This window comes from Microvirga aerophila (genome assembly GCF_003332305.1).
Taxonomy (GTDB): Bacteria; Pseudomonadota; Alphaproteobacteria; order Rhizobiales; family Beijerinckiaceae; genus Microvirga; species Microvirga aerophila.
In genome coordinates this window covers 45,688-63,100 of record NZ_QOIO01000017.1, presented here as the reverse complement: position 1 = coordinate 63,100, position 17,413 = coordinate 45,688, and the positions used below count along the sequence as shown (strand labels likewise).

The following is a 17,413-nucleotide window of genomic DNA, read 5'->3' as shown; positions in this document are numbered from 1 at the left end:
GGAGAGGAGCGCGGCCATGTTCTCACGGTTCTTCATCGACCGCCCGATCTTCGCCTCGGTCCTCTCCATCGTCATTCTGCTGGCCGGGCTCCTCGCGATGCGGATCCTGCCGGTCGCGCAGTATCCCGAGATCGTCCCGCCCCAAGTCGTGGTCTCGGCCACCTATCCAGGGGCAAGCGCCCAGACCATCGCCGAGACCGTGGCCGCTCCCCTGGAGCAACAGATCAACGGCGTCGAGGGCATGATCTACATGCAGTCCACCTCGACCGGCACAGGCACCATGAACCTGTCCGTGTATTTCCAGACCGGCACCGACGCCGACCAGGCGACGATCAACGTCAACAACCGGGTCCAGCGCGCGTTGGCCGTGCTGCCCGAGGAGGTGCGGCGGCAGGGCGTCACGGCCACCAAGCGGTCGTCCTCGATCCTTCAGATCGTGGCCCTGTCGTCGCCCGACCGCCGCTACGACACGATCTACATCTCCAACTATGCCCTGGTGAACGTCATCGACGAGTTGCGGCGCGTCCCCGGGGTCGGCGACGCCTCGCTCTTCGGCGCCTCGGACTACTCGATGCGCATCTGGCTCAGGCCCGACAAGGTCGCTCAGTATGGTCTCACCCCGGGCGACATAGCCGCCGCCATCCGCGAGCAGAACGCCCAGTTCGCGGCCGGGCGCTTCGCCGAGGAGCCGATGCCAGGCGAGCAAGCCTTCACCTACTCGGCGACCACCAGGGGCCGCCTCGCCGATCCGCGCGAGTTCGAGCAGATCATCCTGCGCTCGGACGAGAACGGCGCATCCTTGCGCCTCAAGGACGTCGCCCGTGTGGAACTGGGTTCCCTGAACTACTCGACCGTCGCCACCCTCAACGGCGCCCCGACAGTTCCCATCGGCATCTATCTCCAGCCGGACGCCAACGCACTGGATGTCTCTGCGGCCGTCGACGCCACCATGGAGCGGCTCGCCCGGCGCTTCCCCGACGGGATCCGCCACGACGTGCCGTTCAACACGACGCTCTTCATCAATGCCTCGATCGAGGCGGTGATCGCGACCTTCATCGAGGCCATCGTCCTTGTGGTGGTGGTCGTCTTCGTGTTCCTGCAAAACTGGCGCGCGACCTTCATTCCCGTCCTGGCCGTGCCGGTCTCCATCATCGGGGCGTTTGCGGGCATGTACCTGCTCGGCTTCTCGATCAACCTGCTCACCCTGTTCGGCCTGATCCTCGCCATCGGCATCGTGGTCGACGACGCGATCATCGTGCTGGAGAACGTCGAGCGCATCATGACGACGGAAGGCAAACCGCCCCGCGAGGCGGCGATCCAGGCCATGCAGGAGGTGAGCGGGCCTCTGGTGGCCATCGTGCTGGTGCTGTGCGCCGTGTTCGTCCCGGTGTCGTTCCTCGGCGGCCTGGCGGGCGAGCTGTACCGGCAGTTCGCGATCACGATTGCCGTCTCGGTGGTGGTGTCCGGCATCGTGGCGCTCACCCTGACGCCGGCCCTGTGCGCGCTGATGCTCAAGCAGGGGCATGGCGAACCCTGGCTGCCGTTCCGCGTGTTCAACCGGGGCTTCGATTGGCTCACGCGGCGCTTCATCGGCGGCACCGCCTTCTTCCTGCGTCATGCGGTGGTTGCGCTCGCCGTCGTCGCGCTGATGCTCGGCGCGACCTGGTGGCTGTTCCAGCGCGTGCCCAGCGCGCTCGTGCCGGCCGAGGATCAAGGCTCCGTCTTCCTGGTGACGATGCTGCCTCCGGCCGCTTCCCTGGACCGGACGACAAAGATTACGGAGCAGGTCACGGACGGCGCGATGCAGCACCCGGCCGTCGAGAGCGTGGTCACGATCGCCGGATTCGACCTCCTTTCCGGTGCGCTGAAGACCAATGCCGGGGTGTCCTTCGTCTCCCTTACGGATTGGTCGGAGCGCACCGATCCGCGGCTTGACGCGCGCAACCTCGCCCCCGCCTTCGCGGCCCTCAACGCCAATTTCCGCGATGGGGTCGTGATCGGCTTCAATCCGCCGCCGATCATGGGCCTGAGCACCACGGGCGGCTTCGAGTTCTACCTCCAGGACCGCTCCGGCGGCAGCCTGGAGAACCTGGCGCAGGCGGCCCAGCAGGTGATCCAGGCCGCAGGCCAGCGGCCTGAGCTGGCCGGCGTGTCCACCACCTTCAACACGGGCACGCCGCAGTACAGCCTCGATGTCGACCGGGAGAAGGCGAAGGCGCTCGGCGTGCCGATCACGAGCATCTTCGACACCATGCAGAGCACGTTCGGCAGCCTTTACGTCAACGACTTCACCCTGTTCGGGCGCACCTATCGGGTGAGCCTGTCGTCGGAGGCCGAGTTCCGGACATCGCCCAACGACCTGCAACACGTGTTCGTGCGCTCCGCCAACAACGCCATGGTTCCGCTCAGCGTCCTGGTCTCCGTCACCCGCACCGTCGGCCCCGACGTGGTCGACCGCTTCAACGTCTTCCCGGCCGCGAAGATCCAGGGCAACCCGGCCCCGGGCTTCTCCTCGGGGCAGGCCATCGCGGCCATGGAGCAGGTGGTGGCGCAGACCCTGTCGTCGGACTACTCCATCGGCTGGACGGGCTCGGCCTTCCAGGAGCTGCAATCGGCCGGGACGGGCGCGCAGGGCTTCCTGTTCGGCCTCGTGATGGTGTTCCTGATCCTGGCGGCGCAGTACGAGCGCTGGTCGCTGCCGCTCGCGGTGATCACGGCAGTGCCGTTCGCGGTGTTCGGGGCTATCCTGGCGATCTGGCTGCGCGGGATCGAGAACGACATCTACTTCCAGGTCGGTATCGTCACCCTGATCGGGCTTTCGGCCAAGAACGCGATCCTGATCGTCGAGGTGGCGGCCGAGCGCCACAGGGCAGGGGAAAGCGTCTACGACGCCGCCCTGGAGGCTGCGCGGTTGCGCTTCCGCCCCATCGTCATGACCTCGCTGGCCTTCATTCTCGGCGTGGTGCCGCTGGCCCTTGCAAGCGGCGCCAGCTCGGCCAGCCGCCACTCGATTGGCACCGGCGTGATCGGCGGCATGCTGGCGGCGACGTTCGTGGCGGTCCTGTTCGTGCCGCTGTTCTTCCGGCTGGTGACGCGCACAAGGAAGCGGGCGGAAACGGCCGCTCCGGCTCCCGCCCCCACGCCCGCCGGGGAGTAGCACCGTGTCCGCTGCCTGATGGGAGAAGAAGGACAGGATGACCTGGACCGTGGCCCTCGGCTGGTTCTTCGCAGCCTATGCGCTGCTCACCGGCGTCTACATCCTTCTGGAGAACCGCCGTCCCCAAGCGACGCTCGCTTGGATGCTGCTGTTCCTGCTCCTGCCCGTCATCGGCCTTGCCATCTATGTCCTGTTCGGACGCGACCGCAAGGCCTTCAGCCGGCAGAGAAAGCTCGCGCGCCAGAACCTGGAGGGGACGGCCGCCCCTCTGATCGAGCAACTCCTAGCACGCCAGGATGCCGAGATCGGCAGCCTTGAGGAGCAAAGCCCGGTTCGCAGGCGGCTGATGTCGCTGGTGCGGCGCAACTCCCATTCCGCCCTGACCACGCGCAACCGGGTCGCGATCCAGCAAAACGCATCCACGTTCTACCCCAGCCTGATGGAGGATCTGAGGCAGGCGCAGCGCACGATCTACCTCCAGTTCTACACCTGGGCCGACGACGCCTTCACCCGCGAGCTCAAGGCGATCCTGACCGAGCGGGCCGCCCATGGCGTCGAGGTGCGCTTGCTTTATGACCCGTTCGGATCGTTGTTCCGCCTCACCCGCCGCTACAAACGCGAACTCGGCCAGGGCGGCGTGAAATCAGCCCCGGTGTCGGCACTTTACTGGCTGCACACGGTCTCCTACCGCAACCACCGCAAGATCGCAGTGATCGACGGGCGGGTTGGCTACACGGGCGGGATGAACATCGCCCAGGAGCACATCGATGGCGGACCTACCTTCGACCACTGGCGGGACACGCAGGTGCGCCTCGAAGGGGAGGCGGCGGCGGTGTTGCAGGTGGTGTTCCTCGTCGACTGGTACAACGCGACGGGCGAGGACCTCTTCGCGGCGGAACGGTTTCCGTCGCTCGGGAATGAAGCGCCTGCTGTCGAGGCCGGGGATGCGGGTGCCGTTGATGGCCACGTGCCGGTGCAGATCCTGACCTCGGGCCCGGACTCGGAGTGGCGCGCGATCCGTCAGCTTTACTTCGCCATGATCACGTCGGCCCAGCATCACGTGCGCCTTCAGACGCCCTTCTTCATCCTCGATGCCACCATCGCGGAGGCGCTTGGGGCGGCGGCCTTGGCCGGCGTCGCGGTCGACGTGATGGTGAGCGACCGTGGCGAGGGGCTGAACCAGACGCCGTACTGGGCCGCCAACACCTACCTGGCCGAAGTCGCAGCGGCCGGAGCGCAGGTCCACATGTACGGAAAAGGCTACCTGCATGCCAAGACGCTCAGCATCGACGGCGAGGTCTGCTCGATCGGCTCGGCCAACCTCGACATCCGCAGCTTCAGCATCAACTACGAGCTCAATGGCGTGATCTACGACGCGCGGCTCGCGCAGGAGCTGGAGGCGGCGTTCGAGCGCGATCTCACCAACTGCTACCCGTTCGATGCTGCCGGGTATCGGCGCAGCCCGCTCCTCAAGCGGTTGCGCGACTCCACGGCGCGGCTGCTCTCGCCCCTGCTGTAGGGCTGAAGGCCGGCGCCAAAGGCTTGGGGCAACTGTGGCTGCGGTGTCCCGCCTGCGTCAGGCGTGCGATGCACCGACATGATCCGCCATGTTGGCGCCGCGAGCGCCCAGCGGCTTCGGCGTCCCTTCAGTGCTGTCCCGGGCCGTCTGGTGCTCCGTCTCGGCATTGAGCTCGGCCCCGAGCAGAACGATCACCACCGACAGCCAGATCCACACCATGAAGCCGACCCCGGCCCCGAGCGATCCATAGGTCCTGTTGTAGCTGTCGAAGTTGGCGACATACCAGGAGAACAGCATCGAGGCCGCAAGCCAGAGCACGGCCGCGATGACGCTGCCCCAGGTCACCCAGCGCCACTTCGGATCGCGGCGGCTCGGGCCGTAGCGGTAGATGACGGCCAGCCACACGGCCACGACCGCGAGAAGGATCGGCCAGCGCAGGACGGCAAGGAGCCGTTCGGCCGGGGTGGCGAAGCCCATGAACGTGAGCACAACGGGTGCGACCACCACTGCACTGATGGCCAGTATGACGAAACCGATCATGCCCAGCGTGATCAGGAACGTCGTGGCGTAGAAGCGCAGCAGGCTGCGCTTCTCCTTCTCGCCATAAACGACGTTGAGGGCATCGAAGAGGGCGGCCACCCCCGAGTTCGCGCTCCACAGCGCCACCAGAAAGCCGATGATGAAGGCCACGCCAAGCGTGTCGTTGCTCTGGGTGACGATCAGCGAGATCTGCCCGCCGATCAACTCCAGCACGCCGCTGGGAAGAATGCCGGCCAGAAGGGACAGGTGTCCCCGAATTATACCGGCATCGGCAAAGAGGCCATAGAGCGACACGATCGTGGCAATCGCCGGAAAGACGGCCAGCAGGGCGAAGAATGCGACCCCGCCCGAGGTGGACAGGATGCGGTCATCCGGGATCTGCCAGAGCACGCGCCAGAGGATGTCCTTCCAGCCGCGGGCCGAGATTTCCCCGGGGGTGTTCGCCTCGCGTCCACGTCCAGGCTCGCGGGCATGGGCGAGGTCGTCCGGGAGCACGCCGGGATCGGCCTCCTCTTCGAGTTTGGAGCGCCAGTCTTCGCCATGCTCAATCATGCGGCATCCTTGCGGTCCAGCGGACTATGAGTTCGGCAGGCCCTTGCCTGGCCAACGCGACGCTCGTGGCCTTTCCGCGTTAACCCTGATACCGGGCTCCTGGCTCCTTTTGCATGCGAGAAAAGGCGTGGCGGGTTGGATTGGCGAAGAACTGCTGTGGACTGCCGCGACCGTCCTGGCGTGGGCCTCGCTCGTCGCGCTCGGGATCGCCTGGGACGCGCACCGGAAGTTCAGGATCCTCCTGGATAGTGCGCGCCCTGACGAGTGGAACATGCCACCGGTTTGGGAGCGGCGCAGCCATCGCTGGCGCGGCATCGCACTGGTGACGTTTGGCGTCTCGATCCTTTTTGTCGTCGCGCGGGTCGTCAGTCGGACAGTTTCCTGAGGAACGGCGGTGCTTGTCAGCGGGTGAAGCCGCGGTCCTTCTCCATTTCCATGCCGCTCGCGTCGAGCTCGGCCCCGATCAGCACGACCGTGACGGACAACCAGATCCACAGCATGAACCCGATCATGGCGCCGACCGCTCCATAAAGCTCATCCAGGGTGCCAAGCCACGACATGGCCCACGAGAACAGCAGCGAGGCACAGACCCAGAGGATGGACGCGGCGGCGCTTCCGAACGCGATCCAGCGCCAGTCCATGGTGTCCCGGTCCGGCCCGAAGCGATAGACGACTGCCAGCGCTGCCGCGACCACCACGAGGATGGCAGGCCAGCGGAGCAGATCGACGACATGCACCGTCGTCGCCTCAAGTCCCACCATCCGCAGAAGGCCAGGAAACAGCACCACCGCCGCAACGGCGAAGAACAGGAAGGCGATGCCTCCGATGGTGAAGGCGAACGACGTGGCGAGGAATTTCAGGAGGCCGCGCGTGTCCTTGCGGCCGTAAACAAAATTCAAGCCGCGGAACAGCGCCGCAGTGCCCCGGTTGATGCCCAACAGGAGCGTGGCCGCCCCGAAAACCGAAGCGACGCCGAGCTGCTCGGCGTCCGCGGCGCCAGTGGTCACCATGTAACTGATCTGGCGGGAGATGACCTGCACCGCGTAATCCGGAAGCACGCTCGGCAGGGCCCCCTGAAGGACATCCCCCAGCCTTGGTCCGGCAAACAGGCTATAGAGCCCGACGATGGCGGCGATCCCCGGGAAGACCGCGAGAACAACGAAGAACGCCACGCCCGAGGCGATCGTCGTGACGTCGTCATCGTAGGCGCGATAGCCGGTGCGCTTGAGTATGCGGAACAGGGCGCGAATGAGTGCCTCATCTGGTTGTCGGCTGTGGGCCAACGCGCTCGGTCCGCGAATCGACCATGCTGGTTAGAGGATGCCGTTGGAACAGTGGAAGAGCCACGCGCTTGACTGGGCGCCAGCGGTTTCGTGACGGAGAAACACCGATGACCCTCCTGCACATCAAGGCCGGACCCTTCGATTTCGAAGCGAGACTTGAGCAGGAGGCCGCACCGAAGACCTGCGAACGGTTCCTGAGCCTGCTTCCCTACGAGCAGCGGATCATTCACGTGCGCTGGAGCGGGGAGGGCTGCTGGATCCCTCTCGGCAGCACCGACTTCGGCCTCGGCTTCGAGAACGCGACAAGCTATCCGGCACCCGGCCAGTTCCTCCTGTATCCCGGCGGCTTCAGCGAGACCGAACTGCTTCTGGCTTACGGCGGGGTCCGGTTCGCGAGCAGGATGGGCCAGCTTGCAGGCAATCATTTCCTGACGATCAGCAAGGGGCAGGAGAATCTCCTTGCGCTCGGCACCAAGGTCCTCTGGGAGGGCGCCCAGGACATCCTGTTCGAGCGTCTCGAATGAACCCTGCCGAATATGCTTGAGCAGGCAGCAAGGCCCTGTGCAGCCCGGCCGGAGCGAACCCGTTGCCGCTTTACCGTCGGCCCGCCGTCTCGGCGTGCTTCTTGAGCCAGTCCTTCATCTCGGCGCTCTCGCGGCCCCGATCCCGGATCACTCGCTCCGCGAACGTCCTGGCCTCCGGGTCATCCCCGGACTTCAGCACGACCTGGGCCATGTCGAGGGCGGCCTGATGGTGCGGGATCATCCCGCAGATGAACGCCACGTCGGGATCCTTCACCATGGTGCCCACCATCATCGGCTTCCGGCCGTCGGCCTGCGCCCCGGCCAGGCACTCTCCCGGGAGGTCGGCTGACGGAACGGGCATCTGGCCACCGCCCGTGGGCTCTCGCATCCGCTCCTGCCGGGCCCAAGGGATCCAGGCCGCCGTCGCGGCGAGCACGATCACAACGGGGAGAACCCGATCCATCATCATCGTATCCTCCCGCCGGCATGGGCCGTGGGACCGACCGAGGCCCTGCGGCAATTTCCGGCGGGCGGTTGTACAGTCCTGCACGTGACAACCGCTCTCGGACAAGGCAGGTTCCTGGCCGCTCCGCACATGACGACAGGCATGGTCACTGGCATCTGGGGCGCGGCCTTGGAGTGCCTGGAACGATGCCTGCGGAAGCGCCTGCACAACCCCGGCGGTCAAGGATCGATCTCTTCCCGCGTGCGCCCGGGCCGCGACCGATAGCGTGGCAGGGACCAGTCCCACCGCAGCGCCGCCGCCCTGATGGCAAGCCCAACCAGGAAACCGCCGGCCAGCGCGCACTCGCGCGGAACGCCCGCCATGGCCAGGGCAACGAAGATCGCCGCCCCGCCCAGCGCCGCCGACACATAGATCTCGCGGCTGAGGATGACCGGGCTTTCGCCGCCGAGGATATCCCTGACGATGCCGCCGAAGGTGGCGGTGACCACGCCCATCGCGACGGCCACGATGGGCCCCGCATCGGCCAGCAGCGCCTTCTCTGCCCCGGTCACCGCGAACAGGGCCATGCCGACGGCATCGCACCACAAGAGGACCTTGAGGCGCGACTGCGGAATATGGGCGAGGAAGAACGTCGCGCAGGAGACCAGCACGCATGTGACCAGGTAGGCCGGCTCCCGCACCCAGAAGACCGGCAGCGCGTTGATGAGGGTGTCGCGGATCGTCCCGCCGCCGATCCCGGTCGCGGTGCCGAGCAGCACGAAGCCGACCAGGTCCATCTGCTTGCGTGAGGCGACGAGCGCCCCGGTGGTGGCGAAGACCACGATCCCGAACCAGTCGAGCAGGGCGGCAAAAGTGTCGAACATCTCTCACGTTCCCGTCAGGAAGGGCAGGTCATCGTCATTGGAAGTAGGTGGACCTGGGAGGGGAATAAGCCTCCCGGGACGGGACGTCGGCCGGCATCGCGTCAGCGATCGCGGGAGGCTCCGCGATCGGCGGCTCGGTGCCCGGCTTGAACGCCTCCAGGATCGCGCCAGACCCGGGACCGCTGCGCCCGCCCGTGTAGGGGTTGACCGGGATCAGCTTGATGCCGGCCGGAACGCGGAAGGCAGTACGTGGCTTGCCTGCCAGCGCGCGCTCCAGGAAGGCGCGGACGATGGGCGCGGCGTGCCCGGAGCCGTAGGCCGACGTGCCGAGCGAGCGGGGACGGTCGTAGCCGAGGAACACGCCGACGGCGAGTTCCGGCGTCGAGCCGACGAACCATAGGTCCTTGGCGTCGTTCGTTGTTCCGGTCTTGCCGGCGAGCGGCCGATCGAAGCCGGAGAACACCCGCGGCAGCGTGCGCTCGACGACGCCCTCCAGAAGGGAGGTCACCTGGTAGGCGGTCAGCGGATCGATGACCTGCTCCACCTTATCAGCAAGCCTGGGAACGTTTTGGTTGCGCCAGGAGGAGGCGGAGCAGCCGGAGCATGACCGCCGATCATGCCGGAAGATGGTCTCCCCATGCCGATCCTGGATGTGCTCGATCAGGGTGGGACGGATGTAGCGGCCGCCGTTGACGAACATCGCGTAGGCGGTCGTCATCCGCAGCACCGTCGTCTCGCCGGACCCCAGCGCCATCGCGAGCAGGGGCGGCAGGTCGTCCTGGACGCCGAGGCGGCGGGCATAGTCGGCGACGAGCGGCATGCCGACGTCGCGAGCCAACCGGACCGTCATCACGTTCTTGGAGCGCTCCAGCCCCATGCGGAGCGTGGATGGACCGTCATAACGGCCGTTGTAGTTGCCCGGGGACCAGGGTGCCTGCCCCACGCCCTGGTTGATGGACAGGGGCGCATCGAGAACGAGGCTGGACGGAGTGTAGCCGCTGTCCAGGGCCGCCGCGTAGACGATGGCCTTGAACGTGGAGCCGGGCTGGCGCCAGGCTTGGGTGACGCGGTTGAACTCGTTCTGGCTGAACGAGAAGCCGCCCACCATGGCGCGAATGCGCCCGGTGTCCGGCTCGAGCGCGACCAACGCTCCGGAGACCTCGGGAAGCTGCCGCAGCCGATACTCGTTCGCCCCCTTCCCGGTCGGCTCGACATGGATGACGTCACCGACCCGCAGGACATCGCCCACGCGGCCCTTGCCCGTCCAGCGGATGCCATTGCCCGTGATCCGTCCCGTGCGGCGGGCGGCCTCGACGGCCCCTGCAACGTCTCTTTCCGGCCGCAGGCCGATCCGCGCGCTCTTGGCGTCGACCGAGAGAACGACGGCCTGCTGCCACGGGCGGATGTCCTCAAGCGCCGGCAGTTCGGCGAGTTGAAAGCCCCAATCGCCCTCGACAGAGACAAGCCGCGTCTCGGTTCCGCGCCAGCCCCGGGCTTCGTCGAAGCGGACCAGGCCGTCGACGAGGCTCTTGCGGGCCGAGGCCTGCATCTTCGCGTCGAGCGTCGTGCGCACGGAAAGGCCGCCCTCGTAGAGCGCCGCCTCGCCGTAGCGGTTGGCGAGCTCGCGCCGGACCTCCTCGGCGAAGTAGCCGGCCTGGGTCTCGTGCGGGGACACCGAGCGCGGATTGATGACGAGCGCCTCCTCCATCGCCACGTCGGCCTCGTGCTGCGCGATGTAGCCGTTGGCGGCCATGCGCTCCAGCACCCAGTTGCGGCGGGCCATCGCCGCCTCAGGCTGGCGCAAGGGGTGGTAGTTGTTCGGCCCCTTCGGCAAGGCCGCGAGATAGGCGGCTTCGGCGAGGCTCAGCTCGTGCACGGACTTGTCGAAGTAGCCCAGCGCGGCCGCGGCGACGCCGTAGTGGCCCATGCCGAAGTAGATCTCGTTGAGGTACAGCTCGAGGATGCGGTTCTTGCTGAAGGTCTCCTCGATCCGGAAGGCGAGGAGGATCTCCTTGATCTTGCGGCTGTAGGTCTGCTCGCGCGACAGCAGCAGGTTCTTGGCGACCTGCTGCGTGATGGTCGAGGCGCCCTGCGGTCGGCCCGCGTCGCTGGCGAGGTTGGCCAGCAAGGCACGGCCGATGCCCCTGGGGTCGATGCCGTTGTGCCCGTAGAAGTGTCGGTCCTCCGCCGACAGGAAGGCGGCGACGATCCGCTGTGGCACGGCCGCCAGGGGAAGGTACAGACGGTTCTGGCGCGCGTATTCGGCGATGATCCTGCCGTCGGCGGCATGCAGGCGCGTCGTCACCGCAGGCTCGTAGCGCGCGAGTTCGGCGTGGTCGGGCAGGTCGGCGGAGAGATGCCAGAGCAGGATTCCGACCGCCAGCGAGCCGCTGACGAGGACGAGCGAGGCCAGGGCCATGGCAAAGCCGGAGAAACGGAGAACGAAGCGCATCGCGGGCACACGTGGTTTGGGCGAGTCCTTGCGTTCGCGCAAAGGCACCCGCTCGATGACGAAGGAAGACCTATGGTGAACCCCCGTCAGCACCACCGCCTGCGACCGCCCGTGGGGACGGGTAGCCGTGATCGTTCACGCATCACGGGATGCGCCAGGGCGTGCGTCAGCGACGCGAGTCCTGTCGCGGAAACGGTCGAGTGATGTTCGGGGATGGGTCGCGGCGCGTCAGCGACCCGGGCGCGGCCGGATCCGGAGCGACGGATTCCTCGTCGGCCGGCGTGGCGAACGGGACGCATCATGGCTTGCGGGCATCTGGGGGAAGGGCATTCGTCAGGCTCCGTCATGGTCCGCGGGCGATGCCGCGGAAGGAGCCCCCTCTGTCATTGGCCTGAGAGTTTCGTCGGGATGCGCAGGGCAGCCGCGACTTTCACCATGGGCGGGAGCGGGATGCTCCACTTTTCAGAGTGTTGGGCAACGAAGCGGTTCTGGGTGCCTGAGAGTTTCCGGGGCAGTTGCTCCTTCGGCGGCCAGCACGCTGGCTCTCTCCCGCTCATTGCTGAGGTCAATCTACCGTAATTTGTGGCAGAATTGTGTTGTTCAGGTGTGCGTTCATACCCCTACAGGGGATCCGTCCGGCACGGTCCGGTCCTCTGCATCGGCCTCCAGCACCGTGACGCTGGTGCCCACGGGCACCCGGCGGTGCAGGTCGACGATGTCCTGGTTGAACAGGCGGATGCACCCGCTGGAGACCGAGTGGCCGATGGTGTCGGGTTCGTGCGTGCCGTGGATGCGGTAGAGGGTGTCACGGCCGTCGCGGTAGAGGTACAGCGCCCGCGCGCCGAGCGGACTTTTGAGGCCGCCCTCCACGCCGCCAGCGTATGGGCCGTAGCGCTCCGGCTCGAGCTTGATCATGTTGGGCGTGGGGGTCCAGCGCGGCCAGTGCGCCTTGCGCCCGATGACCGCGCTCCCCTGGTAGTCGAAGCCGGCCTTGCCGACGCCGCAGCCGTAGCGCAGCGCCGTCCCGTCCTCCTGGACGAGGTAGAGGAACCGCCGCGAGGGATCCACGACGAGGCTCCCGGGATGCTCGGGACCCTGGAAGGCGACGACCCGCCGGACGTATTGCGGAGGAACCCGGCTGACGTCGACGGCCGGCACCAGGTGCGGCTCATCGGTCAGGGAGGCGTACATGGCGGCGATGGTAGGATCGACGGCGGGTTTGGAAGGATTGGCGGTGCGCCCGGCCGAGACGCAGGCGGTGAGCGAGAGAGGCAGTCCGGCGAGCAGCGCCCGCCGGGTGAGGGATAACGACAATCTTGTTCTCCTTTCGGGTCGATGGGACCGTGCCCCACTCGCGGCACCTTTATGGCCAGGGTGTGACACGACCGGATAGGGGAGGCGAGGGTCGTTCGGTGTTGCCCGTTCGCATCAACGTCGGGATGCCGCCCCTGGGACGAACCGGAGGGACAGCCGCCGGGGGCGGAGACCGAGTCCTTGCGTTGCGGGTCAGCGGAAGTTCTCTCAGGCCGGCCCCATGGTCATCAGGTTCCGCGCAGTCCCTCGCGCAGCAGTGCGTCCTTGTCCAGCTTGAACGGCTTGTCATCCCGCAAGGCACGCTTCAGGCGCCGGAGTTGCTTGGCGGCCTTCCCGAGCGCCCCGTCGAAGGCTCGGTGGCAGTCCGGCCCGACCGCCTCGCCCGTCACGATCCTGAGGGATCCCATCTGCATGTTGACGGTGCAGCGGTACGAGGCCCCTTCGCGGCTGAAGTAAACCGCCGCTCCGCTCAGGTCGCCGAAATACTTGCCCGCCACCTGCTGGACGCGGGTCCGGGCGTACTCGGGGAGCGCGGTGCCCAATTCCACGGTTGAACTCTGCACGGCTATGGGAGGCTTCCTGGTGAGTGTCATTGGCTTCTCCTTGGTCAAACGTGTCCTGGATCAGAGGGAGGACAGGGGCGGTCAGAGGCTCAAGGCTCCACGAGGCCCGCGGCGCTCACCGGATCGTCGATCACGGGTGAGAAGTGAAGGCGGAAGGGGCCATGCTCCTCATGGCAATGATCGCCTGGGGCTCGGCTCGCCTTGTCCTGCTCGGCTCCCTTGGTACGTTTCCCGGCAAACCCATGCGGCGAAGCCGATAACAGCGACGCCGTAGATCGAGAGAATCCTCCCTGACTCGATCATCATCGCTCCGAGAGTCCCGAGCATCAGGCACACGCCACCGAACAGGATGGCCGCCATCAAGGTTGCGCGAAAGCGCGTCATCGGATCGTCCTCCGGATCAGGAAACGGAGCGAGGTCGCAGGATCATCCGGTCCTGGATCGAGCGGATCCCGGGCGTGTTCTCGGCCGCGACGAGGATCGCCTCCCGCTCAGCCGCCGATTCTACGAGTCCGGCAATGTCAGCGTTGCCCCGATGCACCGAGACGTTGATGAGCCGGGGCGATGGGGACAGCGCCTCCACGCGTGCCGACAGGTCCCGCAGGATGGTGTCGTCCGTGGCAGGGTTCGCGAACGAGGGGACGCGATGGCGTGCCACGGCCCTGACGAGGTCGCTGCGGCTGACGATGCCGACAAGACGATTGCCGCGAACGACGGGAAGCCGCTTGAGACGTCGCCTCTCCATCAAGTCAGCGACTTCCGCGAGCGTCATGTCCTCAGTGACCGTGACGACCTCCAATGTCATGACGTGCCGCGCCTTCCTGCCGTGAGCCCGGACGTAGTCGGACGCCTCCGCACTTGCATCGGCAAATACCCTGCGCCACAAGGACCGCCTGCGCTGGGTTCCGATCTCGGCCCGGCGGATCAGGTCGGACTCGCTGACGATGCCGAGGAGACTTCCATCCACCCCGACCACCGGCACGGCGCTGATCCTCTTGCCGGACAGCGCGCCGGCGATCTCGCTCACCGGAGTGGCCGTCGAGACGGAGACCACGTCGCGCGTCATCACATCCGCGACGGTGAGCAGCGGCGGTGCCTCGCCTGCGGGCGGATGCTGAGACCTGCGGCCCTGTCCGTGGGACTTGCCGGGTGTCGAGCGGCCAAGGGCCTCCCGCCTCAGGCGCCACGGCAACGGCGTGATGCGTCCGTCGCCATCCGGAACGGGAGATTGACCAAGGGCCAACGATGGCAGCAGGTGCGGCGACAGCGGCTCGGTCGAGCGGCGATAGCTTGCGGTCATGACTTCTCCTCCGCGCGGCGCAGCATGCAGAATCTGAAGGACGGTCCTGACAGGGCGCATGCCGCGCCGGCCCCTGAAGGGGCACCGTGTGTCCGATGATTGTTCAGGAAACGTCATGGCCCCGAATGGCGGGCTGCCGCGATGGGGCAGGCCGGCCTTCGGGGTTCAGTGGCCTGGTTGGAGGCGACCCGCGCGGGAGTTTTGGAAGTGAAGCAGCATAATCATGACACCCTTGAGGTAAGCACTGGATCCTTGAAATCAAGCTTCGGCGAATGCTTCGCGATGTTTATGGGACGACATCCGCGCATCTGCGACGCACGGACGGCGCGCCTGCGACGAAGGCATGTCCGGCAAGGTCACGGGATGGTACGCCACGCGGACAACCGTCGGGGCGATCATCGAGGACGAACCGTTCGCCCCTCCTTCAACAGGGCATGCGCGGCCCTGATCCAATGCCGGAGCCTGCCCGCATCCTGCCGATTGAACGCGGTGCGCCGTCTGAGATCATCGAAGGTGTCGTCGCGGGAGGCCCGCTCGAACGGTTCGCGCGCCAGCGCCTCGACTTCCACGTCCGTGAAACCATGGTTGTCCAGTCCCGACAAACGTTGCGAATGACTGGACATATTGCTTTCCTTCACTTGGTAGCCGACCTCGATGGGACTTAGTCGCCCAATTGCCGAGCGTGCTCCCGCGCGATTCGGCCCGCGGTGCAGGAACTCAAGCCCAGGCGAGTTGCGATGGTGCTCTAATCCGGGCCCTGCGCCTTCAGCGTCATGATGCGCTGACGTCGGGGTGCCGGCCCGGGACGCGTCCGACGGACAGTTGCCATGGGTCGGCAATCGCGCCTCCTGGACGGGGCGGAGTCCATGCTCGGGACGCTCGCATGCCATACACGGTATGCGAACCCTTAAGGATAGCCTCCGGTGCGGGCCTGAACTTACCTCGCTGGCGGGCGTTGCCATCATGTCATGAACACACGCCTTCTTATGCAGCGCATGCTGTTCCGGAAAGGACTTCTTCAAACGGGCTCATGAGCCCCCGGTGGCGCGGCAGCGCCGCCGCGGGTCGACTGTCGATGCCCCGTTCTCCGGAAGCATAAGGCGGCCCGCACAGCCGGGGCCGGCATTGATGATGGCACCCACCATGATGGCATCCCTGGTCACGCCTGAGCATGTGATTTCGCGCTTGAGCGCACGCGACGTCTGGCGCGTCGTCAACGAACTCACCCGCATCGCGGCGGACAGCGCAGCGCTGGACCATGAGCTTGTCCGCGATGCGGTTCTGGAACGCGGCAAGACGTCCTGCTTTGGCCTCGGCCGCGGCGTCGCCATTCCCCACGCCGCAATCCTTGGCCTTGAGCAAGCCGCCGGCGTCTTCGCGCGCCTCAGGCCCGCGCAGGACTTCGGCGCGGCGGACAACATCCCTGCCGATCTCGTGTTCCTACTACTGAGTCCTGGTGGCGATGATCCGACACATCTGCGGGCCATGGCTTGCGTGGCGCGGTGCTTGCGCGACCACGAAGTCGCAGCGCGTCTCAGGTCTGCGAAGGATGCGGAGGCCATCCACATCATGCTGACGAGCGACACGTGGCGTGAGCTCGGTGAGAAACCTGAAACCGGACATTCCGCCACACCGCACTCGTGCGGTTTGACAATCGGGTCGATGTGAGCCAGCTTAAGGACATTATGTTGAGCTTCGCACAATTCCATCGCGGCCTGCACCGGGCAGGCAACCTCATCGCGGGCAAGTAGCCCCGAGCTCGACGTGCGTCCGCACCCCGAGTTCGGGGAGCGCAAGATCCTTAAACCTTCGGACATCTTGTGAGGCCGGGTGCTGGCGCATCCGGTGCCGCGGTATGCTTCAATACTTTTTCAAGCGCATGTTCCGCATGACGGAGCGAAAACCCGTTCAAGCCGGAGGCCAAGAGCGCAGCCTGCGGACGGACGAAGCACGTCCGGATTCTGGACGTCCCACGGCCAACCTCCTGGTGCAGATGCTTAGGTCAGCGATTGCCCAGAGGCACGCTGAAAGCAGAGGAGGCCGTGCCATGCATCAGTCCCTGTTCGATCCGTCATCGGAACCCGCGTCGCAGGATGCGGAGACGTCGGATGGAAAGGTGGTCCGGCTGAGGCCGCGGCGACGCCCTGCGACGGAGCAGGTCCCAAATCCGCCAACGAATGACGACGACAATGATCCCGGTCCGTCGGCAGCCTGAACCTGCCGTCGTCCCCAATAGAACAGGAGACATCCCATGACCAAGAAAGCCGTCGGCGGCGCCAAGCCCCGCATCATCCTGACCGCCGCCGACCACGAGAAGCTCTCGCTTCTCGCCAACGCGGCCGCGCACACCATGCCCGAGGTCGCAGCCGGGCTTTCGGAGGAACTCGACCGCGCGCATGTGCTCACCACGGACCGTCATACCATCGGCACCGTCCGCATGGGCTGCGAGGTCGACTTCCGCGACGACATGACGGGGCGTGTACAGACGGTTACCCTCGTGTACCCGAACGAGGCCGATATCTCGAAGGGACTTATCTCGGTGCTCACGCCGATCGGGACCGCCCTGATCGGGCTTCCCGTCGGCAAATCGATTGATTGGACCACGCGCACCGGGGAGACGAAGCGCCTGACGGTGCTGAAAGTGTTGGAACCGGCCGTCCCAGAGCCCCAGTCCGCGTAGGCGCGCACGCGCTGGGACGATCAGCCGGAAGGTGACGGCATTGCGTCCGGCGGCTTCGGCCAAGTGGTCGCTGCGGAAACGCCCGGCATCGAAAGAGTTGTCGATGCCGTTCTGCGCGTTGCCTCCGAGGGGGTCCAAGGCTCGCAGGAAGCTGATCTCAATGATACGCTCCGGCATCGATCCCCTCCTGGGGCCGCCCG

General features: G+C 66.5%; 15 protein-coding genes and 1 riboswitch. Of the genes, 6 read left to right on the top strand and 9 right to left on the bottom strand.

All coding sequences use genetic code 11. The annotated features are described in order from the left end of the window. Positions 1-16 precede the first annotated feature (16 nt). On the top strand, positions 17-3,157 hold the full coding sequence (locus DRB19_RS11460; protein ID WP_114186167.1) for an efflux RND transporter permease subunit: 3,141 nt from the start codon (positions 17-19) through the stop codon (positions 3,155-3,157). Positions 3,158-3,194: 37 nt separating this feature from the next. Then, positions 3,195-4,676 carry a cardiolipin synthase gene (gene cls, locus DRB19_RS11455; protein ID WP_114186166.1) on the top strand — a complete coding sequence of 494 codons (1,482 nt, stop codon included), beginning with the start codon at positions 3,195-3,197 and terminating at the stop codon, positions 4,674-4,676. Between the two features lie 57 nt (positions 4,677-4,733). On the opposite strand, the gene DRB19_RS11450 is transcribed toward cls, so the two are convergent. Continuing rightward, entirely contained in the window at positions 4,734-5,768 is a 1,035-nt protein-coding gene (locus tag DRB19_RS11450) for a YihY/virulence factor BrkB family protein (RefSeq protein ID WP_114186165.1), read from the bottom strand. A gap of 127 nt (positions 5,769-5,895) precedes the next feature. Here DRB19_RS11450 and DRB19_RS11445 point away from each other — a divergent pair, with 127 nt between their 5' ends. Beyond that, on the top strand, positions 5,896-6,153 hold the full coding sequence (locus tag DRB19_RS11445) for a hypothetical protein (protein WP_147021706.1): 258 nt from the start codon (positions 5,896-5,898) through the stop codon (positions 6,151-6,153). Between the two features lie 16 nt (positions 6,154-6,169). Here DRB19_RS11445 and DRB19_RS11440 read toward each other — a convergent pair whose 3' ends face one another. After that, on the bottom strand, positions 6,170-7,051 hold the full coding sequence (locus DRB19_RS11440; RefSeq protein ID WP_162815659.1) for a YihY/virulence factor BrkB family protein: 882 nt from the start codon (positions 7,049-7,051) through the stop codon (positions 6,170-6,172). Positions 7,052-7,158: 107 nt separating this feature from the next. Here DRB19_RS11440 and DRB19_RS11435 point away from each other — a divergent pair, with 107 nt between their 5' ends. Continuing rightward, positions 7,159-7,575 carry a DUF3830 family protein gene (locus DRB19_RS11435; RefSeq protein ID WP_114186162.1) on the top strand — a complete coding sequence of 139 codons (417 nt, stop codon included), beginning with the start codon at positions 7,159-7,161 and terminating at the stop codon, positions 7,573-7,575. A gap of 70 nt (positions 7,576-7,645) precedes the next feature. Here DRB19_RS11435 and DRB19_RS11430 read toward each other — a convergent pair whose 3' ends face one another. From DRB19_RS11430 to DRB19_RS11395, 7 genes are all read right to left on the bottom strand, one after another. Next, a complete protein-coding gene (locus DRB19_RS11430; protein ID WP_245439435.1) occupies positions 7,646-8,044 on the bottom strand; it encodes a DUF305 domain-containing protein in 399 nt (132 codons plus the stop codon). Between the two features lie 215 nt (positions 8,045-8,259). Further along, positions 8,260-8,904, bottom strand: coding sequence for a trimeric intracellular cation channel family protein (locus DRB19_RS11425; RefSeq protein WP_114186161.1), 645 nt, complete (start codon positions 8,902-8,904; stop codon positions 8,260-8,262). A gap of 34 nt (positions 8,905-8,938) precedes the next feature. Beyond that, positions 8,939-11,356: a penicillin-binding protein 1A gene (locus tag DRB19_RS11420; protein ID WP_114186160.1), complete on the bottom strand. Its 2,418-nt coding sequence runs from the start codon at positions 11,354-11,356 to the stop codon at positions 8,939-8,941. A 473-nt stretch (positions 11,357-11,829) separates the two neighbouring features. Next, a riboswitch (glycine riboswitch) is annotated at positions 11,830-11,918 on the bottom strand. Between the two features lie 50 nt (positions 11,919-11,968). Continuing rightward, on the bottom strand, positions 11,969-12,670 hold the full coding sequence (locus tag DRB19_RS11415) for a L,D-transpeptidase (protein ID WP_245439434.1): 702 nt from the start codon (positions 12,668-12,670) through the stop codon (positions 11,969-11,971). Between the two features lie 227 nt (positions 12,671-12,897). Continuing rightward, on the bottom strand, positions 12,898-13,263 hold the full coding sequence (locus DRB19_RS11410; RefSeq protein WP_114186159.1) for an HPF/RaiA family ribosome-associated protein: 366 nt from the start codon (positions 13,261-13,263) through the stop codon (positions 12,898-12,900). A 370-nt stretch (positions 13,264-13,633) separates the two neighbouring features. Beyond that, positions 13,634-14,533, bottom strand: a complete 900-nt coding sequence (locus tag DRB19_RS11400) for a CBS domain-containing protein (protein ID WP_114186157.1) — start codon at positions 14,531-14,533, stop codon at positions 13,634-13,636. A gap of 395 nt (positions 14,534-14,928) precedes the next feature. After that, positions 14,929-15,156 (bottom strand): hypothetical protein, encoded by a 228-nt coding sequence (locus tag DRB19_RS11395; RefSeq protein ID WP_114186156.1) that lies wholly within the window; start codon positions 15,154-15,156, stop codon positions 14,929-14,931. A 520-nt stretch (positions 15,157-15,676) separates the two neighbouring features. Here DRB19_RS11395 and DRB19_RS11390 point away from each other — a divergent pair. Both DRB19_RS11390 and rnk read left to right on the top strand, forming a co-directional pair. Continuing rightward, positions 15,677-16,201: a PTS sugar transporter subunit IIA gene (locus DRB19_RS11390; RefSeq protein ID WP_162815658.1), complete on the top strand. Its 525-nt coding sequence runs from the start codon at positions 15,677-15,679 to the stop codon at positions 16,199-16,201. Positions 16,202-16,784: 583 nt separating this feature from the next. After that, entirely contained in the window at positions 16,785-17,213 is a 429-nt protein-coding gene (gene rnk, locus DRB19_RS11380) for a nucleoside diphosphate kinase regulator (RefSeq protein ID WP_114186153.1), read from the top strand. Positions 17,214-17,413: the final 200 nt, after the last annotated feature.